The sequence below is a fragment of the Ottowia beijingensis genome (genome assembly GCF_042680925.1).
Taxonomy (GTDB): Bacteria; Pseudomonadota; Gammaproteobacteria; order Burkholderiales; family Burkholderiaceae_C; genus Ottowia; species Ottowia beijingensis.
In genome coordinates this window covers 82,922-109,187 of record NZ_JBHUEP010000006.1, presented here as the reverse complement: position 1 = coordinate 109,187, position 26,266 = coordinate 82,922, and the positions used below count along the sequence as shown (strand labels likewise).

Sequence of the window (26,266 nt, the reverse complement as noted above, 5' to 3'; positions counted from 1 at the left end):
CGGGGTGTAGCTTAGCCTGGTAGAGCGCTACGTTCGGGACGTAGAGGCCGGAGGTTCGAATCCTCTCACCCCGACCAATCTGATGCTGCCGTCTGTTGCGGGAAGTTTGCGTTCACTGCCATCCCGCCCGATGTGTCGATTGATGCACACATTCGGAGCGCTCCGGCGTTTACATCTTTTCACTGATCGGCGATGATCGACCGGCTTGTCCTGCCCGTTTGACCATTCGTCCCATGGCCGTTGCCGATCCAGTTTCCAAGAACACCTTGCCCGTCGCCCTGCCGGGGGTTGGCCGCGCCTTGGTCATGGCTGGCAAGATCACTCAGCAGACGGCGGACGAAGTCTTTCGAAAGGCCAAAGCCGCCAACCGCCACTTCATCACTGAACTGACGGAAACCGGCGCCATTTCCGCAGCGGAACTGGCCCACACCATGTCGCAGGCGTTCTCAGCGCCGCTGCTGGACATGGACGCGCTGGATGCCCAGCGCTTGCCGAAAGATCTGCTGGATCCCAAGCTTTCGGCCAGCTACCGCATCCTCGCGTTGAGCAAGCGCGGCGGACGATTGATCGTCGCCACGGCCGATCCTTCGGATCATGAGGCGGCCGAACGCGTGAAGTTCGCTACCCAGATGGGTGTTGAGTGGGTGATCGGCGAGTTCGACAAGCTGACCCGGCTCATCGAGGCCCACACCAAGAGCGCCACCGAGGCGATGGACAGCATCGTCGGCGGCGACTTCGAGTTCGACGAAGCGTCCTTGGGCGGTGATACACCGACTGAAGAGACCGAAGCGCCGCAGACGGATGTCGAAGACGCTCCCGTCGTCAAGTTTCTCCACAAGATGCTGGTCGACGCCTTCAACATGCGCGCCTCCGACCTGCACTTCGAGCCCTACGAGCACAACTACAGGGTGCGGTACCGCATCGACGGCGAGTTGCGCGAGATCGTGTCGCCGCCGGTGGCCATCAAGGAAAAGCTGGCTTCCCGCATCAAGGTGCTGTCGCGGCTCGACATTTCCGAAAAGCGCGTGCCGCAGGACGGCCGCATGAAGCTGAAGATCGGCCCCGACCGCGTGATCGACTTCCGGGTCAGCACCCTGCCCACGCTGTTCGGCGAGAAGATCGTGATCCGCATCCTTGATCCCAGCAGTGCCAAGCTCGGCATCGATGCCCTGGGTTACGAGCCGATCGAGAAAGAGCGCTTGCTCAAGGCCATCGAACGCCCCTACGGCATGATCCTCGTGACCGGCCCAACCGGCTCCGGCAAGACGGTATCGCTCTACACCTGCCTGAACCTGCTGAACAAGCCCGGCGTCAACATCGCCACGGCAGAGGACCCGTCGGAAATCAACTTGCCCGGCGTCAACCAGGTCAACGTCAACGAGAAAGCCGGCCTCACGTTTGCCGTGGCGCTGAAAGCCTTCCTGCGCCAGGACCCGGACATCATCATGGTGGGTGAGATCCGCGACCTGGAAACCGCCGACATCGCCATCAAGGCCGCTCAAACCGGTCACCTGGTGCTTTCCACGCTGCACACCAACGACGCGCCCACCACGCTGACGCGGATGCGGAACATGGGCATTGCCCCCTTCAACATCGCGTCGAGTGTGATCCTGATCACGGCGCAGCGCCTGGCGCGCCGTCTGTGCGCGCAGTGCAAGGCGCCAGTCGACATCCCCCGCGAAACGCTCATCGAGGCAGGGTTCGACGAACTCGAACTGGATGGCAGCTGGACTCCATACAAGCCTGTCGGCTGCAGCGCGTGCAACAACGGTTACAAAGGGCGCGTCGGCATCTACGAGGTGATGCCGATCAGCGAAGAACTGCAACGCATCATCTTGGCGGACGGCAGCGCGCTGGAGATTGCCCAACAGGCGCGAAGCGAGGGTGTGCGATCGCTGCGGCAATCGGGCCTGCACAAGGTCAGGATCGGCGTGACCTCACTGGAAGAAGTGCTGGCCGTCACCAACGAGTGACGCGCGCACCTCGTCACTAGGACTGGAAAGAACAAGCCATGGCAACTCGAGTCGCTGGCGCCAAGAGCGTCAAGGAATTCGTCTACGAATGGGAAGGCAAGGACCGCAACGGCAAGATCGTTCGCGGCGATACGCGTGCCAGCGGTGAAAACCAGGTCCAGGCCACGCTGCGCCGTCAGGGCATCTTCGTCACCAAGATCAAGAAGCGCCGGATGCGCGCCGGCAAGAAGATCAAGCCGAAAGACATCGCCATCTTCACACGCCAGCTGGCCACCATGATGAAGGCCGGCGTGCCTCTGCTGCAATCGTTCGACATCGTGGCTCGCGGCAACCCCAACCCGAGCGTGACCAAGCTGCTGAACGACATCCGCGCCGACATCGAGACCGGCACGTCCTTGTCCGCAGCGTTCCGCAAATATCCGCTCTACTTCAACAACCTGTACTGCAACCTGGTGGAAGCAGGTGAAGCCGCCGGTATCCTGGAAAGCCTGCTCGACCGTCTGGCCACGTACATGGAGAAGACGGAGGCCATCAAGTCCAAGATCAAGTCGGCACTCATGTACCCGATCGCCGTGATCGTGGTCGCGTTCGTGGTGGTGGCAGTCATCATGATCTTCGTGATCCCGGCGTTCAAGGAAGTCTTCTCCTCGTTCGGCGCCGACCTGCCGGCACCGACCATGTTCGTGATCGCGATGAGCGAGTTTTTCGTGCAGTGGTGGTGGCTGATCTTCGGCGGGCTGTTCTTCGGCACCTACTTCTTTTTCCAGGCCTGGAAGCGCAACGAGAAAATGCAGATGTTCATGGATCGTCTGCTGCTCAAGATCCCGATCTTCGGTGAGCTGATCGAGAAATCCGTCGTGGCGCGCTGGACACGCACCCTCTCCACCATGTTCGCTGCCGGTGTCCCGTTGGTGGAATCGCTCGACTCCGTCGGCGGCGCCTCTGGCAACTCGCTCTACAAACTGGCCACCGACAAGATCCAGCAGGAAGTCTCCACGGGTACCAGCCTGACGGCGGCCATGACCAACGCCAACATCTTCCCCAGCATGGTGCTGCAGATGACGGCGATCGGCGAGGAATCAGGCGCGCTGGACCACATGCTGGGCAAGGCGGCTGATTTCTACGAGGCAGAAGTCGACGAGATGGTGGCCGGGCTGTCCAGCCTGATGGAGCCGATCATCATCGTGGTGCTGGGCACCGTCATCGGTGGCATCGTGGTGTCGATGTACCTGCCGATCTTCAAGCTGGGCCAGGTGGTCTGATGCCCGAGGGGATCTGGCTGCAGGCCGCCCTGGGCGGCCTGTTCGGGCTGCTCATCGGCAGCTTTCTGAATGTGGTGATCTACCGTCTGCCCAAGATGATGGAGCGCCAGTGGGCGGCCGAATGCGCCGAGATGACGGGGCAAACACCTGCACCGCAGGAGCGCTTCAACCTCGTCGTGCCGCGCTCGCGCTGCCAGAAGTGCGGCCACCAGATCCGCTGGCTCGAGAACATCCCGGTGCTCAGCTATGTGTTCCTGCTCGGCAAATGCTCGGCCTGCGGCACGCCCATCAGCCTGCGCTACCCGATGGTCGAACTGGTCACCGGCCTGCTGTTCGCCTGGTGCGTGTGGCGCTGGGGCTGGACCTGGACGGCCGCCGCCTGGTGCGTTTTTTCCGCCGTGCTGGTGGCCCTGACCCTGATCGACTGGGACACCACGCTGCTGCCCGATGACCTCACCCTGCCCCTGCTGTGGCTGGGCCTGATCGCATCCGCCCTGGGCATCACCGGCGTGCGTCTGCCCGATGCCGTCTGGGGCGCTGTCGGCGGCTACATGTCGCTGTGGCTGGTCTACTGGGGCTTCAAGCTGGCCACCGGCAAGGAGGGCATGGGCTTTGGCGACTTCAAGCTGTTCGCCGCGCTGGGCGCCTGGTTCGGCTGGCAGGCGCTGGTGCCCATCATCCTGATGGCCTCGGTCATCGGCGCGCTGGTGGGCATCGGCATGAAGCTGGCCAGTTCGCTGCGCGAAGGCGGTGTGGTGCCGTTCGGCCCGTTCCTCGCCATGGGTGGCCTCACCGCCATGATCTTCGGCCCGCAGTCCATCTTGCGGGTGATCGGGCTCTAGAAGGTCCTTCGGGTGACATCCGCGCTGCTCATCGGGCTGACCGGCGGCATCGGCAGCGGCAAGAGCACGGTGGCCGGCATGCTGGCCGAGCGCGGTGCGGCAGTCATCGACGCCGACGCCATCTCGCGCGCCACCACGGCGCCCGGTGGCGCTGCCCTGCCGGCCATCGCACAAGTGTTTGGCCCCACCTTGATCGGCGCCGACGGTGCCCTCGATCGCGCAGCGATGCGTCAACTGGTCTTCCGCGATGCCAGCGCCCGCCAGCGCCTGGAGGCCATCATCCACCCTCTCGTCGGGCAGGAAACCGATCGCCAGGCACAGCAGGCGCTGGCCGCCGGCCACCCGATACTGGTGTTCGACGTGCCGCTGCTGGTCGAATCCGGCGCGCGCTGGCGCGGCAAGGTGGATCGCGTGTGGGTGGTCGACTGCGACCCGGCCACACAGATCGAGCGCGTGATGGCGCGCAACCAGCTGCCGCGCGAGCAGGTCGAGCAGATCCTGGCCGCCCAGTCGCCGCGCGCGCAGCGCCTGGCGGCGGCCGACACCGTGCTGTTCAACGGCGCCGACACCACGCTCGACACCCTGCGCCAGCAAGTGCAGCGGGCGGCCGCCACCTTCGGGCTATGATGCCGGCGTCCCTGAAAAGGCGCTTCGCGTGATCCTGTACGAGTACCCCTTCAACGAACGCATCCGCACCTACCTTCGGCTCGAACACCTGTTCGGCCGTCTGGGCCAGCTTCTGCCACGCGACAGCGCGCTCGACCACCATTACGCGCTGATCACCATCTTCGAGGTGATGGACGTCACCAGCCGCGCCGACCTGAAATCCGAGGTGCTGAAGGACCTCGACAAGCAGAAAGCGCACATGGGCGCGTTCCGCGGCAACCCGGCCATTTCCGAGGCGTCGCTCGACGCCTTTCTGGCGCAGCTGGACGACGCTTTCCAGCAGCTCAGCCAGCAGCACGGCAAACCCGGCCATGAGCTGACCGACAACGAATGGCTGATGAGCATCCGCAGCCGCGCCGTCATCCCAGGTGGCACCTGCGGGTTCGACCTGCCGGCCTACCACGCCTGGCAGCAGGGCCAGTCGGCCGCACGGCGCGCCGATCTGCAGACCTGGGCGGCCTCGCTGGCGCCCATGGCGCAGGCCGTCACGCTGCTGCTGCATATTCTGCGCGACTCCGGCAAGCCGCAGAAGGTGATGGCCAGCGCCGGGTATTTTCAGCAGACGCTGCCCCAGGGCCGCACCTTCCAGCTGCTGCGGCTGCGCATCGACGAGTCGCTGCAACTCATCCCCGAGACCAGCGGCAACCGCCTGATGGCCTCGGTGCGCCTGATGCGGCAGGACGCCGAGGGCAAGCTGCAGGTGGCGCGCGAAGACGCCGCGTTCGAACTGGCCTTGTGCGCATGAGCGACAACCCCACCTCCCCACCCCCTGCCGCCCAGCCACGCACCGTGCGCTGCCCGGCCTGCGGCGGCCCCAGCGTGTATGCGCCGGAAAACCGCTACCGCCCCTTCTGCAGCGAGCGCTGCAAGCTGCACGACCTCGGCGCCTGGGCCAGCGAAAGCTTTCGGGTGGAAGTGCAGGAGCACGACGGCGCCGACGAAGCGAACCAGCCGCCGCTGCAATGAAACACTATTGAAAAAAGAGCTGCTTGCGCCCGTCACATAAGGATTTCAGATCGAATTAATGCTGAAATCCTTATGTGACGGGCGCAACAAGCTATATTTCTTGAAGTCCGCCTGGAGCCACGCCGCGCTCCGCCTGCAGCCATTCGAGCACCGGCAGCGCCCCCGGCAACACCGGCGCGGCCTGCACCGGCAAGGTGTCCCACACAAAGGCCTGGCCCTCGCGCATCTGCAATTCGCCGCGCCAGTCGAACAGCTTGCAGAAATGCAGCCGCACCAGCGCATGCGGGTAGTCCACCAACTGCTCGCGCCAGCGCTGCACGTCAGCAGGGTCGATGTCCAGGCCCAGCTCTTCGTGCAGTTCGCGCGCCAGCGCCTGCTCCACACTCTCGCCCGCCTCCAGCTTGCCGCCCGGAAACTCCCAGTAGCCGGCGTACACCTTGCCCGCCGGCCGCGAGGTCAGCAGAAAGCGCCCGTCGGCCTGCAGCAGCACGCCCACGGCCACATCGACGATGGGCCGCTCGCCCGGCACGTCGCGCGCCAGGTGCGCGTCGGCTTTCAGGATGTCGGCCATGCCGCGCGGCTCAGGCCCGGCCGACGAAATCGCGCGCGAACTGGTAGGCCACGCGGCCCGATCGCGAACCGCGCTCCAGCGCCCACACCAGCGCCTCGGGCTTGGCCGCCTCGATCTGCGCCGCGCTGGCGCCCAGCGACGACAGCCACTGCGCCACGATGGCCAGGTACTCGTCCTGGCTGAAGGGGTAGAAGCTGACCCACAGGCCGAAGCGCTCGGACAGCGAAATTTTCTCCTCGATCACCTCGCCCGGGTGCACCTCGCCATCGTCGGTGTGCGTGTAGCTGAGGTTGTCCTTCATGTACTCGGGCAGCAGGTGGCGTCGGTTGCTGGTGGCGTAGACCAGCACGTTGGGCGTGCTGGCGGCCACGCTGCCGTCCAGGATGCTCTTCAGCGCCTTGTAGCCCGGCTCGCCATCCTCGAAGCTCAGGTCGTCGCAGTAGACGATGAACTTCTCCGGCCGGCCAGCCACCACCTCGACGATGTCGGGCAGGTCGGTGAGGTCGGTCTTGTCCACCTCGATCAGGCGCAGCCCCTGCGGCGCGTAGGCGTTCAGGCAGGCCTTGATGAGCGAAGACTTGCCGGTGCCGCGCGCGCCCGTCAGCAGCACGTTGTTGGCCGGCTTGCCCTCGACGAACTGGCGCGTGTTGCGCTCGATCTTGTCTTTCTGCCCGTCGATCTCCTTCAGGTCGGCCAGCGCGATGCTGCCCACGTGGCGCACCGGCTCCAGCGCGCCGTGGCCGCTGGCGCGCTTGCGGTAGCGCCAGGCCACGGACTGCGACCAGTCAGGCTCGCTCAGGGGCTTCGGCAACACCGCCTCGATGCGCTCCATCAGGCGCTCGGCTTTTTCGATCAGACGGACAAGGTTATCGTTCATTTTGGTCACCGGCGCTTACTGCATAAGCGCAAGCAGCTATCAATTCAAAAGCAAAGACGCTGCGGAGCAGGCCATGCCAGCAAACGCCGCGAATAAGCCAAGCGCGCTCGCTCCCGTCGTCCCCCTTCGCGCAGCAGAAAGGGGAGGCGCCGTCAGGCGCTCAGGAGGATGTCACGACCTGTAATCCGCGTTGATGCTGACGTAATCGTGGCTCAGGTCGCACGTCCACACCGTGTCGCTGGCGCTGCCGCGGCCCAGGTTCACGCGCACCGTGATCTCGGCCTGCTTCATCACGCGCTGGCCGTCTTCCTCGCGGTAGCTGGGATTGCGCCCGCCGTTCACGGCCACGTGCACGTCGTCCAGGTACAGGTCGATCCTGGTCTGATCCAGGTCGTCGATGCCCGCATAGCCCACGGCCGCCAGGATGCGGCCCAGGTTGGGGTCGCTGGCGAAGAACGCCGTCTTGACCAGCGGCGAGTGCGCGATGGCGTAGGCCACCTGGCGGCATTCGGCGGCCGTCTTGCCACCTTCGACCTGCACGGTGATGAACTTGGTGGCGCCCTCGCCGTCGCGCACGATGGCCTGCGCGAGCTGTCGTGCGACGCCCATCAGGGCTTCTTTCAGCGCCTGGCCGTCGGCCGAATCCAGCGCCGTGACAGGCGCGTTGGCTGCCTTGTTCGTGGCGATGACGATGAAGGAATCGTTGGTCGACGTGTCGCCATCGATGGTGACGCGGTTGAACGAGCCCTCGGCCAGTTCGAACGCCAGTTGCTTCATCACCGCCTGGTCGACCTTCGCGTCGGTGGCCAGAAAGCCCAGCATGGTCGCCATGTTGGGGCGGATCATGCCGGCGCCTTTGCTGATGCCGGTGATCGTCACTTCAACACCGCCCACCATGGCCTTGGCGCTGGCCGCCTTGGGCACGGTGTCGGTGGTCATGATGCCTTCGGCAGCGCGCGCCCAGTGGGCGGGCTGCGCGTCGGTAATGGCCGCGGGCAGGCCGGCGACGATGCGGTCGACCGGCAGCGGCTCCATGATGACGCCGGTGGAGAACGGCAGCACCTGATCGGGCTGGAGCCCGAGCTGCGCGGCCAGCGCCTCGCAGGTCTGGCGCGCACGCGCCAGGCCGTCCTCGCCCGTGCCGGCGTTGGCGTTGCCGGTGTTGACGACGATGGCGCGCACGGCGGCGCCCGCGTCCAGCCGCTCGCGGCAGATCTGCACCGGCGCGGCGCAGAAGCGGTTGCTGGTGAACACGCCGCCCACGCTGGCACCTTCATCCAGCAGGAACACCGTCAGGTCCTTGCGGTTGGCCTTGCGCACGCCCGCCTCGGCCACGCCGATGCGCACGCCCGCCACGGGGTGCAGGCTGGAGGCGACGGGAGCGGTCAGGTTCACGGGCATGGCGGGATCCTCAGGACGGTTTGGATTTCAAGCGATTTTGGGCTCTGGCGCTTGATGGGCAAGCGCCGAAAGCTATATTTAATATAGCAATCCGAGTGGCAATGAAACGACTACCTCAGCTCAGCGCCCCATGGCAGTGCTTGTACTTCTTGCCGCTGCCGCAGGGGCAGGGGTCGTTGCGGCCCACGCGCGGCACGGCGCCAGCCGCTGCCGCGCCGGCCAGCGCGGCACCCGCGCGTGCCTGCGATTCGGGCAGCGTTTCGGCCTCGCCGGTCTCGGTGGGCGCGGTGTAGGTCACGTTGCTGAACTGCTCGCCGCGCTGCTCCAGGTCTTCGGCCGCCTGCTCGATCTGTTCCCCCGATTCGATGCGCACGTTCATCAGCGTGCGGGTGACCTCGTTCTTCACCACGTCCAGCAGCTGGCCGAACAGCTCGAACGCCTCGCGCTTGTATTCCTGCTTGGGCTGCTTCTGCGCATAGCCGCGCAGGTGGATGCCCTGGCGCAGGTAGTCGAGCGCCGACAGGTGCTCGCGCCAGTGCGTGTCGATGGCCTGCAGCAGCACGGCGCGCTCGAAGGGGCGGAAGTTCTCGGGGCCGACCAGGGCCAGCTTGGCCGCGTAGGCCTCGTTGGCAGCGTTCACCACCTTCTCGACGATGTCGTCGTCGCCGATGGCGCTGGAGGCCTCGACTTCCTGCTGCAGCGGCAGCTCGATCTGCCACTCGTCGGCCAGCACTTTCTGCAGCGTCGGAATATCCCACTGCTCCTCGACCGACTCGGCCGGCACGTACTGGCGCACCAGGTCGGTGAAGCAGCTCTCGCGCAGCCCGGCGATCTGGCCGGCCAAGTCTTCGGCGTCGAGGATCTCGTTGCGCTGCTGGTAGATCACCTTGCGCTGGTCGTTCGACACGTCGTCGTACTCCAGCAGCTGCTTGCGGATGTCGAAGTTGCGCGCCTCGACCTTGCGCTGCGCGCTCTCGATGCTGCGGGTGACGATGCCGGCCTCGATGGCCTCGCCCTCGGGCATCTTCAGCTTGTCCATGATGGCGCGCACGCGGTCGCCGGCGAAGATGCGCATCAGCGCGTCGTCCAGGCTCAGGTAGAAGCGCGACGAACCCGGATCGCCCTGGCGGCCCGAGCGGCCACGCAGCTGGTTGTCGATGCGGCGGCTTTCATGCCGCTCGGTGGCGATGATGCGCAGGCCGCCCAGCGCCTTGACCGCCTCGTGGTCCTTCTGCCATTGCGCCCGCAGCGCGTCGATGCGTGCCCGGCGCGTGGTGTCGTCCAGCGATTCGTCGGCCTCCAGCGCCTCGACCGCCTTCTCGACGTTGCCGCCCAGCACGATGTCGGTGCCACGGCCCGCCATGTTGGTGGCGATGGTGATCATCTTCGGCCGCCCGGCCTGCGCCACGATGTCGGCCTCGCGCGCGTGCTGCTTGGCGTTCAGCACCTGGTGCGGCAGCTTCTCCTTGGTCAGCAGCTCGGCGATGATCTCGGAGTTCTCGATCGAGGTGGTGCCCACCAGCACCGGCTGGCCGCGCTCGTAGCATTCGCGGATGTCGGCGATCGCGGCGTCGTACTTTTCCTTGGTGGTCTTGTAGACGCGGTCCAGCTGGTCGTCGCGCTTGCTCGGCTTGTTGGGCGGGATGACCACGGTCTCCAGACCGTAGATTTCCTGGAACTCGTAGGCCTCGGTGTCGGCCGTGCCGGTCATGCCGGCCAGCTTGTTGTAGAGGCGGAAGTAGTTCTGGAAGGTGATCGAGGCCAGGGTCTGGTTCTCGGCCTGGATCGGCACGCCTTCCTTGGCTTCCACCGCCTGGTGCAGGCCATCGCTCCAGCGGCGGCCGCTCATCAGGCGGCCGGTGAACTCGTCCACGATGACGATCTCGGGGCCGCTGTCGGTCTGCTGCACCACGTAATGCTGGTCGCGGTGGTACATGTGGTGCGCGCGCAGGGCGGCATTCAGATGGTGCATCAGCGAGATGTTGGCCGGGTCGTACAGGCTGGTGCCCACGGGGATCAGGCCCTGCTGGGCCAGGATGCGCTCGGCCGTTTCGTGACCCTGCTCGGTCAGGTAGATCTGGTGCGACTTCTCGTCGGCGGTGAAGTCGCCCGGCTTCATCACGCCCAGGCCGGTGCGCGGGTCGGCCTCGCCCTCCTGCCGAGTCAGCTGCGGCACCACCTGGTTGATGGCCAGGTACAGCGCCGTGTGGTCCTCGGCCTGGCCGCTGATGATGAGCGGCGTGCGCGCCTCGTCGATCAGGATCGAGTCCACCTCGTCGACGATCGCATAGTTGAGCTTGCGCTGCACGCGGTCCTGGGTCTCGTAGACCATGTTGTCGCGCAGGTAGTCGAAGCCGAACTCGTTGTTCGTACCGTAGGTGATGTCGGACTGATAGGCGGCCTGCTTGTCCTCGCGCGGCATCTGCGGCAGGTTCACGCCGACGCTGAGGCCCAGGAAGTTGTACAGCCGGCCCATCCACTGCGCGTCGCGGTTGGCCAGGTAGTCGTTCACCGTCACCACGTGCACGCCCTTGCCCGTCAGCGCGTTCAGGTACACCGGCAGCGTGGCCGTCAGCGTCTTGCCCTCGCCGGTGCGCATTTCGGCGATCTTGCCTTCGTGCAGCGCCATGCCACCCATCAGCTGCACGTCGAAGTGGCGCATCTTCATCACGCGCTTGGAGCCCTCACGCACCACGGCAAAGGCCTCGGGTAGCAACTTGTCCAGACTCTCGCCGTTGGCCAGCCGGCCCTTGAACTCCTGGGTCTTGGCCCGCAGCTCGTCGTCGCTCAGCTTTTCCAGCGCCGGCTCCAGCGCATTGATGCTGGCCGCAACCTTGCGGTATTGCTTGAGCAGACGATCATTGCGGCTGCCGAAAATCTTGGTGAGTAAGTTGGAGGTGGCCATGCGTGAGCGGTCACCGCGACGCCTTGCGTGCGCACCGGACGGTGATCCGAAAAGTTCAAAAGTGACGCGAAGTGGGGGGCGCCTGGCCCGCATGCAAGCGCCTGCGAACCGCAGCACCCACAATCCGCGGGGCAACTGGGCATTTTAACTGGCCCGTGCCGGCCGATAATCCACGCCATCAAACCATGTCCCGCACCGTGACTTCCTCGACCCGCACTGCCCTGACGCTGCAACAGGCCGTGGCCCAGGCCCCCACCCTGGCGCGGCTCAGCGAGCTGGCAGCCGAGTCGGCCGCGCGACTCGCCATCGTCCGCCCCTTGCTGCCGCCCGCCCTGCGCACGCTGGTGCAGGCAGGCGCACCCGATGCGGATGGCTGGACGCTGCTCGCCCCCCACAACGCGGCGGCCGCCAAGCTGCGCCAGTTGGCGCCAGCACTGCTTGCAGCCCTTGACGGCGCAGGCCACCCGGTGAACGCCATCCGGGTGAAAGTGCTGCGCAGCACCCCGTGAAAAGAAAAACCCGCGCCACCTTGCGGTGGCGCGGGTTGAAGCAATGCTTTGATGGTGCCGGCTGTCGGATTCGAACTGACGACCTACCGCTTACAAGGCGGGTGCTCTACCAACTGAGCTAAGCCGGCGAAAACACGCGGATTCTAGCCACCTCCTGCCGATGATCTTGTCATTTGACGCGCTTGAGCGCCGGGCGCTTGCGCGCGGGCGGGGATGGCGGCGGATCGTCGCTGGATGACCCGTCCTCGTCTGCCGCTTCCGTGCTGGGCACCAGCTGGATGCCACCGCGTGGGACCGCGTCCTCGGTTGCAGCCGGGGCGCCCGCCTGCTGCGCATCAACGGCTGGCTCCACGCCATCGTCGGAGACTGTCGGCACAGGCACGGGAAACGCCATGCCCTGGCCGTTCTCGCGCGCATAGATGGCGATGACACGGTCCATGGGCACGATGATCTCGCGCGGGACACCGCCGAAGCGCGCCTTGAACTCGACGAACTCGTTGCCCAGCTTCAGGCCGCTGGTGGCGTCGAAACTGATGTTGAGCACGATCTCGCCGTTCTGCACGTACTCGCGCGGCACCTGCACCGTGTCGTCGGCCAGCACGGCGATGTACGGCGTGAGCGCATGGTCGGTGCACCACTCGTACAGGGCCCGGATCAGGTACGGACGGGTGGAGGCGGATTCAAGCGCATTCATCATGCCCACGCCTTACTTGCGCATCACCTTCTCGGACGGCGTCAGCGCCTCGATGTAGGCGGGGCGCGAGAAGATGCGCTCGGCGTACTTCAACAGCGGCGCGGCGTTCTTCGACAGGTCGATGCCGTAGTAGTCCAGGCGCCACAGCAGCGGCGCCAGGGCCACGTCCAGCATGGAGAAGTTGTCGCCCAGGATGAACTTGTTCTTGAGGAACACGGGCGCCATCTGCGTCAGGCGGTCGCGGATGTTGGCGCGCGCCTTTTCCAGGGCCTTCTCGTTGCTCTTGGTGGCACGGTTCTCCAGCGTGGACACGTGCGAGAACAGTTCCTTCTCGAAGTTGAGCAGGAACAGGCGCACGCGCGCGCGGTCGACCGGGTCGCCCGGCATCAGCTGGGGGTGCGGGAAGCGCTCGTCGATGTACTCGTTGATGATGTTCGACTCGTACAGGATCAGGTCGCGCTCGACCAGGATCGGCACCTGTCCGTAGGGGTTCATCACGCCGATGTCTTCGGGCTTGTTGTAGAGATCGACATCGCGGATCTCGAAGTCCATGCCTTTCTCGAACAGCACGAAGCGGCAACGGTGAGAGAAAGGGCAGGTCGTACCGGAATACAGCACCATCATGTGAGGAGGCTCCTTAAAACCGAAGGAGTGGGGCGGCGCCTGGCCGGCACCGCCCCACTCCACCGCCCCGGCCAGGCGCCGGGGGCAACTTGAAAGCGAAGATTACTTGACGTCTTTCCAGTACGCCGCGTTGAGGCGCCACGCCAGGAAAGTGAAGAACAGCAGGAACAGCAGAACCCAGACGCCGATGGACACCCGCTTGTTCTGCGCCGGCTCGCCCATCCACTGCAGGAAGTTGACCAGATCGCCCACCGTCTTGTCGTACTCCTGCTGGCTCATGGTGCCGGGTGTCACCTGCTCCCAGCGGCCGGTGAAATGCTGGACTTCATGGCCATGCTGCTGGCTGACCTCGAAGATGGGCTTGCGCTCGCCCTGCAGTTCCCACAGCGGGTGCGGCATGGCGATGTTGGGGAAGGTGAGGTTGTCCCAGCCCGTGGGCTTGATCGGATCGCGGTAGTAGGTGCGGAACAGCGTGTAGATGTAGTCCGCGCCCGAGCCGCCGGCACCGGCACGCGAGCGGGCGATCAGCGTCAGGTCGGGCGGGTTGACGCCGAACCAGGCCTTGGCTTGGGCCGGGTTGATGGCCGACTTCATCATGTCGCCGACCTTCTCGGACGTGAACAGCAGATTGTCCTGAATCTGCTGATCAGTCAGGCCGATGTCCCTCAGGCGGTTGTAGCGCATGAAGGTGGCGGAGTGGCAGTTGAGGCAGTAGTTGACGAAGATCTTCGCGCCGTTCTGCAGCGAGCCCTGGTCGTTCACCTTGCCAGGCGCCTTGTCCCAGGCGGCGCCACCGGCCGCGGCTTGGGCACCCGTGATCAGGCCGAGCGCCAGCGCAGCGCCAAGGGCCAGTTTCTTCCAGACGTTCATGTTGTTATCTCCAGCGGTCTTCAGTGCGGCTTGAAGGTGACGCGGTCGGGCACAGGCTTGGGCGTACCCAGTTGGCTCCACCAGGGCATCAGCAGGAAGAAGCCGAAGTAGAACAGCGTACCGATCATGGCAACCAGTTCGTTGGTGAGCCACGGCAGCGCCGGATGCAGCGGACCCGGCACCATGATGCCCAGCACCGTCAGGATCAGGAACCAGATCACGAACACGGCGTAGACCCACTTGTGCCAGTTCGGGCGGTAGCGGATGGAGCGCGCCGGGCTGTGATCCAGCCAGGGCAGGAAGAACAGGATGACGACGGCACCACCCATCACCACCACGCCCCAGAACTTGGCGTCGAAGGTCTTCAGCAGCGCGATGGCCACCAGGCCGGCGACGGCCATGCCGATTTTCAGCGCCATCGAGCACTTGCACTTCAGGAAGGCCAGCACCACACCCAGGGCGATGATGGCGACCAGCACGTTGACCATCACGTCGGTGGTGGCGCGCAGCATCGAGTAGAAGGGCGTGAAGTACCACACCGGCGCAATGTGCAGCGGCGTGACCAGCGGGTCGGCCGGCACGAAGTTGTTGTACTCCAGGAAGTAGCCACCCATCTCCGGCGCGAAGAACACCACGGCGAAGAAGATCATCAGAAACACGCCCACGCCCATGATGTCGTGGATGGTGTAGTACGGATGGAACGGGATGCCGTCGGCCGGTGCATCGGGCGACCAGCGGTTGCCCTTGGGGCCGGCCTTGATCTCGATGCCGTCCGGGTTGTTCGAGCCCACGTCGTGCAGCGCCAGCAGGTGGGCCACCACCAGGCCGATCAGCACCAGCGGCACGGCGATGACGTGGAAGCTGAAGAAGCGGTTCAGTGTCGCGTCGCCCACCACGTAGTCACCGCGGATCAGCAGCGCCAGGTCGGGGCCGATGAAGGGAATGGCGGAGAACAGGTTCACGATCACCTGCGCGCCCCAGTAGGACATCTGGCCCCAAGGCAGCAGATAGCCCATGAAGGCCTCGGCCATCAGCGCCAGGAAGATGGCGCAGCCGAAGATCCAGACCAACTCGCGCGGCTTGCGATACGAGCCGTACAGCAGCCCGCGGAACATGTGCAGGTAGACCACCACGAAGAACGCCGACGCGCCGGTGGAGTGCATGTAGCGGATGAACCAGCCACCCGGCACCTCGCGCATGATGTATTCAACCGAGGCGAAGGCGATGGGCGGCGCGCCCAGGATGCCACCCACCGGGCCGGCATCGGGCTTGTAGTGCATGACCAGGAAGATGCCGGTGACGATCTGGATCACCAGCACCAGCATGGCCAGCGAGCCGAAGAAGTACCAGAAGTTGAAGTTCTTCGGCGCGTAGTACTCCGACATGTGCTTGCGGTATTCCGCAAACGCGGTCGGAAACCGGTTCTCGAACCAGTTGGTCACTTTGGCGCCCAGCGGCGCGTTGGGGGAGATTTCCTTGAACTCTGCCATGACCGCCTCTTATGCCTTCTTGTCTTCGCCGATCAACAGCTTGTTGTCGGACAGGTACATGTGCGGCGGCACCTCCAGGTTGTCGGGCGCCGGCTTGTTCTTGAACACGCGGCCCGCCAGGTCGAAGGTGGAGCCGTGGCACGCGCAGAAGAAGCCACCCGGCCAGTTGTCGGGCAGCGAGGGCTGCGCGCCGGGGGTGAACTTGTCGCCGGGCGAGCAGCCCAGGTGGGTGCAGATGCCGATCGCCACCAGCACCTCGGGCTTGATGGAACGGGTCTGGTTCTTGGCGTACTCGGGCGTGGGGAAGGCGGTGCGGTCGGAATTGGGGTCGGCCAGTTCGCCCTCGACCTGCTTGAGGGTCTCGAGCTGCTCGGGCGTGCGGCGCATGATCCACACCGGCTTGCCGCGCCACTCGACGGTGATCTTCTCACCGGGCTTCACCGCGGCGATGTCCACCTCGACGGCGGCACCGGCCGCCTTGGCCCGCTCGGAGGGCGCGAAGCTGGCGACGAAGGGGGTTGCCAAGGCCGCGGCACCGGCAGCGCCAGCGCAACTCGAGGCGATGAGCCAGGTTCGCTTGCTGCTGTCCATGGGCGCTGGGGTGAATTTGCTTGTGGGGGCGTCACTCATGGCTGTCCTCTGGCGATTTCTTGTGTCCGGATCAACGGGGGATTGTAGCGGAGCGCAACATCGCCCCCGGCGGGCCGAGCGCACGGGATTGACAACCATCAAGCGGTCGCAATACTGGCGCCGTCTTCAACAACCCGCTGAGGGAAACAACATGGGAATGATGCAAGAGTTCAGGGAATTTGCCGTCAAGGGCAACGCCATTGATCTGGCCGTGGGCGTGATCATCGGCGGCGCCTTCGGCAAGATCGTCGACTCGATCGTGGGCGACCTGATCATGCCGATCGTCGGCCGGCTGTTCGGCGGGCTGGACTTCTCCAGCTACTACATCCCGCTGGCGGGCCAGGCCAGCGGCCTGGCGCTGGAAGAGGCCAAGAAGGCCGGCGCCGTGTTCGCCTACGGCAACTTCATCACCATCCTGGTGAACTTCATCCTGCTGGCCTTCATCATCTTCATGATGGTCAAGCAGATCAACCGCCTGAAGCGCGAAGAGCCGGCCCCCGCCCCCGAGGCGCCGCCGGAAGAGGTGCAGCTGCTGCGCGAAATCCGCGACAGCCTGAAGCGCTGATCAGATCAAGCGAAAACGCTACACAAACCGTAGCTCAAGACGCCCGTTCGCCCTGCGCGACGGGCGTTTTTGTTTGCGCCATGCGGCGTGCCATGCGCACCGCCGCCAGCAGGCTGGCCGCGTCGGCGCGGCCGCTGCCGGCGAGGTCGAAGGCGGTGCCGTGGTCGGGGCTGGTGCGCACGAGGGGCAGGCCCAGCGTGACGTTCACGCCCTGCTCCACGCCGAGGTACTTCACCGGGATCAGCCCCTGGTCGTGGTACATCGCCACCACCACGTCGAACTCGGCGAAGCCGCGCGCGCGCATGAACACGGTGTCGGGCGCGAAGGGGCCTTGGGCGTCGATGCCTTCGGCGCGCGCCTGGGCGATGGCGGGGGCGATCGCCTCGATCTCCTCGCGCCCGAACAACCCGCCTTCGCCCGCATGCGGGTTGAGCCCGGCCACCGCGATGCGGGGCTGCCGCTGTAGCGCCGCCCCAACAGAAGTGTGCGCGATGCGCAACGTCTGCAGGATGTTGCCCACTGTTACCTTTTCGATAGCATCGCGCAAAGACAGGTGAATGCTCACCAGCACGGTGCGCAGTTCGCCGTTGGCCAGCATCATGCGCACCGGCAGCTCGGCCACGGGTTTGCCCAGGTGTTCAGCGGCGACAGCCTGTAGCAGCTCGGTGTGGCCGGGGTAGCGCGCATACGGGGCGCCGGCGGCCGACAGCGCCTCCTTGTGCAGCGGCGCGGTGACCAGGCCCGCGATGTCGCCGCGCAGCGCCGCGCGCGCGGCCCAGTCCACGGCATCGCCCGCCATGCGGCCGGCCACGGCGCTGATGCGCCCCAGCGGCACCGGCACGGCCGGCGGCTCGACCACCTGCAGCACCGGCACGCAGCGCGGCGGCACGGCCAGCGCATCGGCGGGGCGCTCGATCAGCGCCACCGGCAGCGGCACGCCCGCGCCCTGCACGATGGCGGCGGCGCGGCGCAGCGTGGCCACATCGCCAGCGACGAAGCAGCCGCGCAGCGCCTCGGGCGCGTCGCGAAAGGCCTTGGCGATGATTTCGGGGCCGATGCCGGCCGCATCGCCCATGGTGATGGCGAGAGGAAGGGTCATGGGTGAAGACGAAGAAGGTGCAGGAAGGAGGGGGGGACTTCCAAGATTTTTTGATTAATTAAAAATGCTTTTGGCGCTTGATTAGCGGGCGCAAGCAGCTCATATTTTCATACTCATGAATGGCGTCAAACCGCTATCGCCTGTTTAAGCACCTGTGCCGCCCCGTCGAGCCCCGCGCGCCGGCCCTCCGCCGCTCACGCCGGGTTGTCGATCTCAATGAACTGGTGCGCGATGCCCAGCTGCGCCGCCACGTGCGCCGCGAAGGCCGGCGCGCCGTAGCGCTCGGTGGCGTGGTGGCCGCAGGCGTAGAAGACCACGCCGCATTCGCGCGCCAGGTGCACCTGCGGCTCGGAGATTTCGCCGGTGATGAAGGCCTGCGCCCCGGCGGCGATGGCGGATTCGAAATAACCCTGCGCGCCGCCGCTGCACCAAGCTATTATTTCAATAGCATCCGGCGCTTGCCCCACCTGCGTCACAGGCCGGTTCAGCACATGCTCCAGCTGCCAGGCCAGCACGTCGGCATCGGCAAAGGCTTCGCCGTCGGCGCGCTGGCCGATGAAGCCCAGCTCCTGCTCGCCAAAGCGCCCGGTGGCCACCAGCCCCAGCCGCTGGCCCAACTGCGCGTTGTTGCCGAGCGTGGGGTGCGCGTCCAGCGGCAGGTGGTAGGCCAGCAGGTTGATGTCGTGCGCCAGCAGGCGCTTGAGGCGCTCTTTCATCCAGCCCGTCACCGTGCCGTCCTGCCCGCGCCAGAACAGGCCGTGGTGCACCAGGATGGCATCGGCCCCGGCGTCGATGGCGGCGTCGATCAGCGCGCGGCTGGCCGTCACACCGCTCACCAGCTTGCCGATGTGCGGCTTGCCCTCCACCTGCAGGCCGTTGGGGCCGTAGTCCTTGAACAGGGCCGGCTGCAGCTCGGCGTTGCAGGCCGCCAGCAGGGCGGCGCGGTCGATGGAGGGCGGTGCAGACATGCGGCGCATTGTCGACCATCGCCCTTTGCCTGACGCAGATCAAACCCGTTTACCCGTGCTTCACAAGAGTTCAGAAGCACTTCAGGCCGCCCGCTTAAGCTGAATCTTGCTCAACACAACAAGATTGGAGGTCAAGCCATGAAGCGCATCGCCTGGGTTTTCTGGGGCTTTCTGGCCCTGCTCACCGGCCTGTGGCTGATGGCCGATACGCTGCTGCCCGCGCAGCGCGGCTACTTCGACTTCCGCACCGTGTGGGTGCAGTACACGGGCGTCATCGCCATGGGCGTGATGTCGCTGGCCGTGGTGCTGGCCGTGCGGCCGGTGTGGCTGGAGCGGCACCTCGACGGCCTGGACAAGATGTACCGCCTGCACAAGTGGCTGGGCATCGGCGCGCTGGTGGTGGGCACGGTGCACTGGCTGTGGGCCAAGGGCACCAAGTGGGCCGTCGGCTGGGGCTGGCTGACCAAGCCGGCGCGCGGTGCGGGCGGCGGCGCGGCGGAGTTGGGCGCCATCGAAGCCGCGCTGCGCGGCTGGCGCGGCACGGCCGAGACGATGGGCGAATGGGCCTTCTACGGCGCCGTGCTGCTGATCGTGCTGGCGCTCGTCAAGCGCTTCCCCTACCGCCTCTTCGCCAAGACGCACAAGCTGCTGGCCGTGGCCTACCTGGTGCTGGTGTTCCACACCGTTGTGCTGACCAAGATCGACTACTGGGCGCAGCCGGTGGGCTCGGTGCAGGCGGTGCTGCTGGTGGCGGGCACGGTGTCGGCGGTGATCGTGCTGCTGGGCCGCATCGGTGCGCGGCGCACCGCGCACGGCACCATCGAGTCGCTGGAGCGCTTTCCCGCCCTGCACATGCTGGAGACCACGCTGCTGCTGGATGAGCGCTGGGCCGGCCACCAGCCGGGGCAGTTCGCCTTTCTCACCTCCAGCGCGTCGGAGGGCGCGCACCCCTACACCATCGCCTCGGCCTGGAACCCGCAGGACCGGCGCATCAGCTTCGTCACCAAGGCGCTGGGCGACCACACCGGCACGCTGCACGAGCGCCTGCGCGTGGGCGACCGCGTGAAGATCGAAGGCCCCTACGGCCACTTCACCTTCGAAGGCGATGCGCCGCAGCAGATCTGGATCGGCGCCGGCATCGGCATCACGCCCTTCATCGCCCGCATGAAGCACCTGGCGCAGGCCGGCGCGCGCGGCCCGACGGTGGTCGACCTGTTCCACCCCACCGCCGCCATCGACCCCGCTGCGCTGCAGAAGCTGCAAGCCAACGCCCGGGCCGCCGGCGTGCGCCTGCACCTGTTGGTCGACGGCCAGGACGAGCGCCTGACAGGCGAACGCCTGCGCCAGATGGTGCCCGGCTGGAAGAACGCCAGCGTGTGGTTCTGCGGCCCCGCAGGCTTTGGCCAGGCGCTGCGTGCCGACCTGACCGCGCAGGGCTTGCCGGACGATGCCTTCCACCAGGAGCTGTTCCAGATGCGGTGAACGACGGCCGCGCCAGTCCCTTGCGCCCGGAGCGCGTGGCCACCCAACGCCCTCCTCCCTCTGTGGGAGCGGGCTGGCCCGCGATGACGGCCTCGCCATAACGCAGGCGCCCATCGCGGGCAAGCCCGCTCCCACAACACACCGATACCCTCACGCCGCGCGCGGGTGCCGCACGGCTTGAAGTCGCGCCCCGCGGCCTACAATTTCGGCCCTGCGCGCGCAGAGCGCCTTCGCCCCCCGAAAGCGCCGCGCCGCCCGACTTCTGGATCCCCCATGAAACGCCTCTGGCTCGTCTTTGCCCAAGCCGTCACCGTGCTGCTGGCCGCCTACTTCGTGGTCGGCACACTGAAACCCGAGTGGCTGCAGCGCGGTGGCCCGGTGCCCGGCAGCACCGGCACCATCTCGATCCTGGAGGCGCCCGCCCCTGCCCCGCAGACCGCGCCCGGCAGCCTGAGCGGCGCCGTGCGCAAGGCCGCGCCGGCGGTGGTCAGCATCAACACCAGCGCCAGCCACCCGCTGGCCAACGACCCGTGGTTCCGCTTCTTCTTCGGCGACCGCAGCGACATGCAGCAACAGCAGACCGGCCTGGGCTCGGGCGTCATCGTCAGCCCCGACGGCTACGTGCTGACCAACAACCACGTGGTCGAGGGCGCCGACGCCATCGAGGTGGTGCTGCAGGACGCGCGCCGCACCACCGCGCAGGTGATCGGCACCGACCCCGAGAGCGACCTGGCGGTGCTCAAGCTCACGCTCGACAAGCTGCCGGTGATGACGCTGGGCAATTCCGACGCGCTGCAGGTGGGCGACCAGGTGCTGGCCATCGGCAACCCCTTCGGTGTCGGCCAGACGGTGACCAGCGGCATCGTCAGCGCGCTGGGGCGCAACCAGCTGGGCATCAACACCTTCGAGAACTTCATCCAGACCGACGCCGCCATCAACCCCGGCAACTCGGGCGGCGCGCTGACCGACATCAACGGCAACCTGATGGGCATCAACACCGCCATCTACTCGCGCTCGGGCGGCAGCATGGGCATCGGCTTCGCCATTCCCGTCAGCACCGCCAAGCACGTGATGGAAAGCATCGTGAAGAACGGCCGCGTGGTGCGCGGCTGGATCGGCGTGGAGCCGAACGAGCTGACGCCCGAACTGGCGCAGACCTTCGGCATCCAGACCGCGCAGGGCGTGATCGTGACCGGCGTGCTGAACACCGGCCCGGCCGCCGCCGCCGGCATGCGCCCCGGCGACGTGATCACGCAGGTGGACGGCCAGCCGGTGCGCACGGTGTCGGAGCTGCTGACGCGCATCGCCGCGCTCACGCCCGGCCAGCCCGCGCCCTTCACGCTGCAGCGGCGCGGCGACACGGTGCAGGTCAGCGTGACGCCGGCGCAGCGCCCGCAGCCGCAGCGCGGGCAGCGCATGCCGCGCTGATACGTACTTGCTTTCAAGGATGACGAATGACCAATGACTTCGCTGCGCTTCAATGACAAAGAAGACATTTGCCGTTTGTCATGCGGCGCCAGCCGCGGTCATTGGTCATCGCTTGAACCGCGACACGGCATGAGGCGCTCGGCCCGCGCAGAGGGCACAGAGGGCACATATACCCCCCACCATGCCGGCCGCCAGCGCCCGTCAACAGGGCGCTAGAGGCACATACTCCCTTATATTTTCATCCGGGCGCTGAAACGCCCGCGCTGCCGGCGCTCAGGTCTTGGCGGCCGGTTCGGCCTCGTCCTCGGGCCGCTTGGTGTGCTTGATGAACAGCCGCGCCGCCCAGATGCCGACCTCGTACAAGAGGCACATGGGAATGGCCAGCGCCAGCTGCGACACCACGTCGGGCGGCGTGACGATGGCGGCGATGACGAAGGCCAGCACGATGAAGTAGCCGCGGAAGCTCTTGAGCTGCTCGATGCTCACCACGCCCAGGCGCGCCAGCACCACCACGGCGATCGGCACCTCGAACGCCATGCCGAAGGCCAGGAACATGGTCAGCACGAAGCTGAGATAGGCCTCGATGTCCGGCGCCGCCGTCACGCTTTGCGGCGCGAACTTCTGGATGGTCGAGAACACCGTGCCGAACACGAAGTAATAGCTGAACGCCACGCCGACGAAGAACAGGATGGTGCTGGACACCACCAGCGGCAGCACCAGCTTCTTCTCGTGCGAATACAGCCCCGGCGCCACGAAGGCCCACACCTGGTACAGCACCACCGGCAGCGCGATCAGGAAGGCGGCCATCAGCAGCACCTTGATCGGCACCATGAAGGGCGAGATGACCGAGGTGGCGATCACCGTCGCCCCCTTGGGCAGGTGCGCCACCAGCGGCGCGGCCAGCAGGTCGTACAGCGAGTTCGCGCCCGGGTAGATCGCCAGCACCACCGCCACCACGCCGATGGCCACGACGGAGCGGATCAGCCGATCGCGCAGCTCCATGAGGTGCGTGACGAAGGGCTGCTCGGTGCCGGCCAGTTCGTCTTCGGGGTCGGTCTTGGGCTTGGGATCGGTCATGGAACAGCGATTGTCGCCTGTGTGGCGATGACAAGATGACTTGGCCTTTGGCGCGGCCTCGATGACGGAATGACTTGCGCTGCCCGAGCCCGAGGTGCCGTCACCGAAGGCCGCGGGCCGGGGTCATGTCGTCATTTGGGCTTCGGGCGATAGCGGGCCACCCGTGCCGCACCCGACTGCACCTGCCGGCGCACGCCGTGGCGCGCCTTGTACCACTGCGGCGTGGCGCCGCGCTTGAGGCGCCAGTTCTTGTTGGGGCGGCGGTATTCGGGCGGCGGCGGCTCCCAGGTGGAGGACGTGGTGCTGCCGTCGCTGCTGCTGCCCGCGCCTTCCAGGCCCGCGGTGACGTCGGACCAGTCCTTCTCGAAGTCGGCCTTGGTGGAGTAGATGCCTTTTTCAACCTCGCGGCCGGCTTCTTCCACCGATTCCTTCATCTTCTTGAGTTCGTCCAGGTCCATGGCGCGGTTGACCTCGGCCTTGACGTCGGACACGTAGCGCTGCGCCTTGCCCAGCAGCGTGCCCACCGTGCGGGCCACGCGCGGCAGCTTCTCGGGGCCGATGACGATCAGCGCCACGGCGCCGATCAGCGCCATCTTGGAAATGCCAAGGTCAAGCATGGATGGGAATCTCTAACCCGCAGCGGCACCGCGCTCGCGCGGCAACTGCTCGATTCGGCCGCAGACCGAATCGAGGGTGCGTCAGGATTTTTCCTTGGCCTGCACGTCGATGGTTTCCTTGGCCGCGGCGGCGTTGGTCACCTGGCCGGCGGGCGGCTGGTTGGCATCGGCCTCGGCGGCGCCGTCCTTCATGCCGTCCTTGAAGCCCTTGACGGCGCCGCCCAGGTCGGAGCCGATGTTCTTGAGTTTCTTGGTGCCGAAGATCATGACCACGATCAGCAGAACGATCAGCCAGTGCCAGATGGAAAAGGTACCCATGGTGTTGCTCCTTGCGCCGGTGAAAGATTTGGCGCGGTTGATTCGATTTTAGACGGTGGGGGGTGCTCGGGGTTCCTTGCGGCCTCAGGGTCAACCCTTCAGCCACGGGCGCGGGCCGCCCATCACGTGCATGTGCAGGTGGTGCACCTCCTGCCCGCCCTGGGCGCCGGTGTTCACCACGATGCGGAAGCCGCCATCCGGATAGGGCTCGCAGCCCCGCTCCAGCGCCAATTTGGGCGCCAGCGCCATGATGCGGCCCAGCAGCGCCTCGTGCTCAGGGCCCACGTGCGCCATCGACGCGATGTGCGCCTTGGGCACGATCAGAAAGTGCACCGGCGCCCAGGGGTTGATGTCGTGGAAGGCGTACAGCTCATCGTCCTCGTACACCTTTTTCGACGGAATCTGTCCGGCAACGATCTTGCAGAAGATGCAGGCCGGGTCTTGTGGGTGGGTGGTCATGCGGCAAAGCTTGGGTGAAGGGGGTCAGCCCCGAGTATGGCGGACTTCCTCGACACTGGAGCACACGCCGATGTCGTCGTAATGCTGCGCCAGCCAGTACTGCCCGGCACCGCGCCCCAGCTCGAACAGGCGGCGCAGAAAGGCCATGTCGGCGCGCGCCTTGCTGGCCGCGCCGTGCTCGGCCAGCGCCGCGCCGCCGTCCACGCGGTGCAGCAGCACGTTCTTGTAGCGCTCGGGGTCCAGCCGGCCTTCGGCCAGCAGGCGCGAGACGAAGGCCATGGCGCGCATCTCGGCCAGCAGCGGCGCGTTGAAGGTGATCTCGTTCACGCGCTCCATGATGTCGGCCGCGCTGGCGCCGGGGGTGTGGCTCGATTCGATGGGGTTGATCTGCACCAGAATCACGTCGGCGCTCTTGGTCTCGTAGATCAGCGGGTAAATGGCGGGGTTGCCCGAATATCCGCCGTCCCAGTAGTACTCGCCCTCCACCTGCACCGCCTGGAACAGGGTGGGCAGGCAGGCCGAGGCCATCACCGCGTCAACCGACAGGCGTTTGCCGCTGAAAATTTCACCACGCCCGGTGCGCACGTTGGTGGCGGCCACGAAGACCTTCATGCTCCGCGTGCGCGGCGGGCGCGCCAGCAGCTCGAAATCAACCTCGCGCTTGAGCAGGTCGCGCAACGGGTTGAGCCCAAAGGGGTTGGCCTGGTAGGGCGAAAACCATTGCGCGAACCACGAGCCCATGGCCTGCGTCGCGGCCAGCGGCAGGCCGCTGGTGAAGGCGCCCATCACGCCCACGCCGTCCCAAAAGCGCGACAGCGCCGCGCGCGCGGCCTCGTTCACGTCCTGGCCGCGCTGGCCGTCGGCGCGGGCACGCGCCAGCGCGTGCGCCAGCACCACGGCGTTCATGGCGCCGGCGCTGGTGCCGCTGGCGGCCTCGAAGCGCACGCGCCCGTCTTCCAGCAGCGCGTCGAGCACGCCCCAGGTGAAGGCGCCGTGCGAGCCACCGCCCTGCAGGGCCAGGTTCACGGTCTTGTGGGCCGCAGGGCGGCCATTGCCATTCTTTGCCATGTTCTTGTTCGGTGCTTGAAGCGTCGCCGGCGGCCCTTGTGAACCGTGGCCGCCGGCGAGCGAGGGGACAGGGCCGCCGACGCGGCCCGAGGGAAAGGTTTACGCGATCACCGCGCGGCCGGCGTTCATGCGCACCATGCCCTTGACGATGCGGTAGAGGAACCAGATCGAAATGACGATCCAGGCCGGGTTGAACAGGAACAGGCCCAGCAGGAAGAACGGAAAGGTGACCAGGTACAGCACGCCGGCCCACAGCACCGAGCGGATGCGCCACTTGAAATGGCTCTCCTGCCAGGTGCCGGCGGCGTCGTCCTTCTTCACCAGGTCCATCACCAGCGCGATGATGAGCAGCGCGATGCTGACCTGCGCGCCGGGCACCACGGCGGCCACGGCCACGATCAGGTGCAGGACGTAGCTGACCCAGCCCCAGGTCTTGAACGAATCGGCGGCCCGGCCGCCACCCGCGGTGCCGCGGCCGTTGATGGGTTCCACGTCAATGATGTCGTTGTTGCGCATGAGCCAGCTCCTTTCAGTGCGGTTCATTCAGCCTCGCGCTCGCGCACCTTGCGCAGCGCTTTTTCTTCTATGCCTGAGAGTCCCTCGCGGCGCGCCAGTTCCGCCACCACGTCGGCGGCGGACAGGCCGTAATGCGCCAGCGCCACCATGCCGTGGAACCACAGGTCGGCCATCTCGGCGACGATCTTCTCGCGCGGGCCGCCGTGGTCGGCGTCCTTGGCGGCCATCACCACCTCGGTGGCTTCCTCGCCGATCTTCTTCAGGAAAGCGTCCGGCCCCTTGTGCAGCAGGCGCGCGACGTAGCTCTTGTCGGGGTCGCCGCCAGCGGAAGGCTTGCGGCTGTCGATGACGGCCGTGAGGCGCGCCAGGGTGTCGTCAGAGGACATAGG

The 26,266-nt window shown here is 66.4% G+C and carries 28 protein-coding genes and 2 tRNA genes; 11 read left to right on the top strand and 19 right to left on the bottom strand.

Going from position 1 to position 26,266, the window contains the following annotated elements:
• The 7 genes from ACFSCU_RS07665 (at window position 1) to ACFSCU_RS07635 (ending at window position 5,709) form a co-directional block, all read left to right on the top strand.
• Window positions 1-77: transfer RNA gene (locus tag ACFSCU_RS07665), tRNA-Pro, on the top strand.
• Between the two features lie 156 nt (window positions 78-233).
• Window positions 234-1,973 (top strand): type IV-A pilus assembly ATPase PilB, encoded by a 1,740-nt coding sequence (gene pilB, locus ACFSCU_RS07660; RefSeq protein WP_377560324.1) that lies wholly within the window; start codon window positions 234-236, stop codon window positions 1,971-1,973.
• A 38-nt stretch (window positions 1,974-2,011) separates the two neighbouring features.
• Window positions 2,012-3,235: a type II secretion system F family protein gene (locus ACFSCU_RS07655; protein WP_180549895.1), complete on the top strand. Its 1,224-nt coding sequence runs from the start codon at window positions 2,012-2,014 to the stop codon at window positions 3,233-3,235.
• Window positions 3,235-4,077 carry a prepilin peptidase gene (locus ACFSCU_RS07650; protein WP_180549896.1) on the top strand — a complete coding sequence of 281 codons (843 nt, stop codon included), beginning with the start codon at window positions 3,235-3,237 and terminating at the stop codon, window positions 4,075-4,077. Before ACFSCU_RS07655 ends, ACFSCU_RS07650 begins: the two co-directional genes overlap by 1 nt.
• A 12-nt stretch (window positions 4,078-4,089) precedes the next feature.
• Window positions 4,090-4,704 carry a dephospho-CoA kinase gene (gene coaE / locus ACFSCU_RS07645; RefSeq protein ID WP_180549897.1) on the top strand — a complete coding sequence of 205 codons (615 nt, stop codon included), beginning with the start codon at window positions 4,090-4,092 and terminating at the stop codon, window positions 4,702-4,704.
• A 28-nt stretch (window positions 4,705-4,732) separates the two neighbouring features.
• Window positions 4,733-5,488, top strand: coding sequence for a cell division protein ZapD (gene zapD, locus ACFSCU_RS07640; protein ID WP_180549898.1), 756 nt, complete (start codon window positions 4,733-4,735; stop codon window positions 5,486-5,488).
• Window positions 5,485-5,709, top strand: coding sequence for a DNA gyrase inhibitor YacG (locus ACFSCU_RS07635; protein ID WP_180549899.1), 225 nt, complete (start codon window positions 5,485-5,487; stop codon window positions 5,707-5,709). The genes zapD and ACFSCU_RS07635 overlap by 4 nt, the downstream gene beginning before the upstream one ends.
• A 91-nt stretch (window positions 5,710-5,800) precedes the next feature.
• On the opposite strand, the gene ACFSCU_RS07630 is transcribed toward ACFSCU_RS07635, so the two are convergent.
• The 4 genes from ACFSCU_RS07630 to secA form a co-directional block, all read right to left on the bottom strand.
• Window positions 5,801-6,280, bottom strand: coding sequence for an NUDIX domain-containing protein (locus ACFSCU_RS07630; RefSeq protein ID WP_377560322.1), 480 nt, complete (start codon window positions 6,278-6,280; stop codon window positions 5,801-5,803).
• A gap of 10 nt (window positions 6,281-6,290) precedes the next feature.
• Window positions 6,291-7,157: an ATP-binding protein gene (locus ACFSCU_RS07625; protein ID WP_377560320.1), complete on the bottom strand. Its 867-nt coding sequence runs from the start codon at window positions 7,155-7,157 to the stop codon at window positions 6,291-6,293.
• 171 nt (window positions 7,158-7,328) lie between these two features.
• Window positions 7,329-8,558 (bottom strand): bifunctional glutamate N-acetyltransferase/amino-acid acetyltransferase ArgJ, encoded by a 1,230-nt coding sequence (argJ, locus tag ACFSCU_RS07620; RefSeq protein WP_180549901.1) that lies wholly within the window; start codon window positions 8,556-8,558, stop codon window positions 7,329-7,331.
• Between the two features lie 115 nt (window positions 8,559-8,673).
• Window positions 8,674-11,463, bottom strand: coding sequence for a preprotein translocase subunit SecA (gene secA / locus ACFSCU_RS07615; protein WP_377560316.1), 2,790 nt, complete (start codon window positions 11,461-11,463; stop codon window positions 8,674-8,676).
• 185 nt (window positions 11,464-11,648) lie between these two features.
• Between secA and ACFSCU_RS07610 the strand changes: the two genes are divergently transcribed.
• On the top strand, window positions 11,649-11,972 hold the full coding sequence (locus tag ACFSCU_RS07610) for a hypothetical protein (RefSeq protein ID WP_333706870.1): 324 nt from the start codon (window positions 11,649-11,651) through the stop codon (window positions 11,970-11,972).
• A gap of 52 nt (window positions 11,973-12,024) precedes the next feature.
• Here the strand turns inward: ACFSCU_RS07610 and ACFSCU_RS07605 are convergent.
• The 6 genes from ACFSCU_RS07605 to petA form a co-directional block, all read right to left on the bottom strand.
• Window positions 12,025-12,100: transfer RNA gene (locus ACFSCU_RS07605), tRNA-Thr, on the bottom strand.
• A 41-nt stretch (window positions 12,101-12,141) separates the two neighbouring features.
• On the bottom strand, window positions 12,142-12,666 hold the full coding sequence (locus tag ACFSCU_RS07600; protein WP_180551701.1) for a ClpXP protease specificity-enhancing factor: 525 nt from the start codon (window positions 12,664-12,666) through the stop codon (window positions 12,142-12,144).
• 12 nt (window positions 12,667-12,678) lie between these two features.
• Window positions 12,679-13,290 carry a glutathione S-transferase N-terminal domain-containing protein gene (locus tag ACFSCU_RS07595; RefSeq protein ID WP_180549902.1) on the bottom strand — a complete coding sequence of 204 codons (612 nt, stop codon included), beginning with the start codon at window positions 13,288-13,290 and terminating at the stop codon, window positions 12,679-12,681.
• A 102-nt stretch (window positions 13,291-13,392) separates the two neighbouring features.
• Window positions 13,393-14,160 carry a cytochrome c1 gene (locus ACFSCU_RS07590; protein WP_180549903.1) on the bottom strand — a complete coding sequence of 256 codons (768 nt, stop codon included), beginning with the start codon at window positions 14,158-14,160 and terminating at the stop codon, window positions 13,393-13,395.
• 20 nt (window positions 14,161-14,180) lie between these two features.
• Complete coding sequence (locus ACFSCU_RS07585) at window positions 14,181-15,650, bottom strand: cytochrome b (protein WP_377560315.1); 1,470 nt, start codon at window positions 15,648-15,650, stop codon at window positions 14,181-14,183.
• A gap of 9 nt (window positions 15,651-15,659) precedes the next feature.
• Window positions 15,660-16,280 (bottom strand): ubiquinol-cytochrome c reductase iron-sulfur subunit, encoded by a 621-nt coding sequence (petA, locus tag ACFSCU_RS07580; protein WP_377560314.1) that lies wholly within the window; start codon window positions 16,278-16,280, stop codon window positions 15,660-15,662.
• 151 nt (window positions 16,281-16,431) lie between these two features.
• Here petA and mscL point away from each other — a divergent pair, with 151 nt between their 5' ends.
• Window positions 16,432-16,845, top strand: coding sequence for a large conductance mechanosensitive channel protein MscL (mscL, locus tag ACFSCU_RS07575; protein ID WP_377560313.1), 414 nt, complete (start codon window positions 16,432-16,434; stop codon window positions 16,843-16,845).
• A gap of 34 nt (window positions 16,846-16,879) precedes the next feature.
• On the opposite strand, the gene pdxA is transcribed toward mscL, so the two are convergent.
• Both pdxA and ACFSCU_RS07565 read right to left on the bottom strand, forming a co-directional pair.
• Entirely contained in the window at window positions 16,880-17,944 is a 1,065-nt protein-coding gene (pdxA, locus tag ACFSCU_RS07570; RefSeq protein WP_377560311.1) for a 4-hydroxythreonine-4-phosphate dehydrogenase PdxA, read from the bottom strand.
• Between the two features lie 194 nt (window positions 17,945-18,138).
• Window positions 18,139-18,912, bottom strand: a complete 774-nt coding sequence (locus ACFSCU_RS07565) for a Nif3-like dinuclear metal center hexameric protein (protein ID WP_257645647.1) — start codon at window positions 18,910-18,912, stop codon at window positions 18,139-18,141.
• 138 nt (window positions 18,913-19,050) lie between these two features.
• On the opposite strand from ACFSCU_RS07565, the gene ACFSCU_RS07560 reads away from it, so the two are divergent.
• The gene (locus ACFSCU_RS07560; protein ID WP_180549905.1) at window positions 19,051-20,394 is read left to right on the top strand and encodes a ferredoxin reductase family protein; all 1,344 of its coding nucleotides are present in this window, start codon (window positions 19,051-19,053) and stop codon (window positions 20,392-20,394) included.
• A gap of 273 nt (window positions 20,395-20,667) precedes the next feature.
• Window positions 20,668-21,822 carry a S1C family serine protease gene (locus tag ACFSCU_RS07555; protein ID WP_180549906.1) on the top strand — a complete coding sequence of 385 codons (1,155 nt, stop codon included), beginning with the start codon at window positions 20,668-20,670 and terminating at the stop codon, window positions 21,820-21,822.
• Window positions 21,823-22,095: 273 nt separating this feature from the next.
• Here the strand turns inward: ACFSCU_RS07555 and tatC are convergent, their stop codons facing one another.
• The 7 genes from tatC to ACFSCU_RS07520 all read right to left on the bottom strand — a co-directional run bounded on the left by tatC (window position 22,096) and on the right by ACFSCU_RS07520 (window position 26,263).
• Entirely contained in the window at window positions 22,096-22,899 is an 804-nt protein-coding gene (gene tatC / locus ACFSCU_RS07550; RefSeq protein ID WP_333706861.1) for a twin-arginine translocase subunit TatC, read from the bottom strand.
• Between the two features lie 131 nt (window positions 22,900-23,030).
• Window positions 23,031-23,516, bottom strand: a complete 486-nt coding sequence (gene tatB, locus ACFSCU_RS07545) for a Sec-independent protein translocase protein TatB (RefSeq protein ID WP_180549907.1) — start codon at window positions 23,514-23,516, stop codon at window positions 23,031-23,033.
• A gap of 81 nt (window positions 23,517-23,597) precedes the next feature.
• Complete coding sequence (gene tatA / locus ACFSCU_RS07540) at window positions 23,598-23,834, bottom strand: Sec-independent protein translocase subunit TatA (protein WP_180549908.1); 237 nt, start codon at window positions 23,832-23,834, stop codon at window positions 23,598-23,600.
• A 90-nt stretch (window positions 23,835-23,924) separates the two neighbouring features.
• A complete protein-coding gene (locus ACFSCU_RS07535; protein WP_180549909.1) occupies window positions 23,925-24,293 on the bottom strand; it encodes a histidine triad nucleotide-binding protein in 369 nt (122 codons plus the stop codon).
• A 24-nt stretch (window positions 24,294-24,317) separates the two neighbouring features.
• Entirely contained in the window at window positions 24,318-25,361 is a 1,044-nt protein-coding gene (locus ACFSCU_RS07530) for a patatin-like phospholipase family protein (protein WP_333706858.1), read from the bottom strand.
• A gap of 99 nt (window positions 25,362-25,460) precedes the next feature.
• The gene (locus ACFSCU_RS07525) at window positions 25,461-25,877 is read right to left on the bottom strand and encodes a DUF4870 family protein (protein ID WP_333706857.1); all 417 of its coding nucleotides are present in this window, start codon (window positions 25,875-25,877) and stop codon (window positions 25,461-25,463) included.
• A gap of 23 nt (window positions 25,878-25,900) precedes the next feature.
• Window positions 25,901-26,263: a phosphoribosyl-ATP diphosphatase gene (locus ACFSCU_RS07520; RefSeq protein ID WP_180549910.1), complete on the bottom strand. Its 363-nt coding sequence runs from the start codon at window positions 26,261-26,263 to the stop codon at window positions 25,901-25,903.
• Window positions 26,264-26,266: the final 3 nt, after the last annotated feature.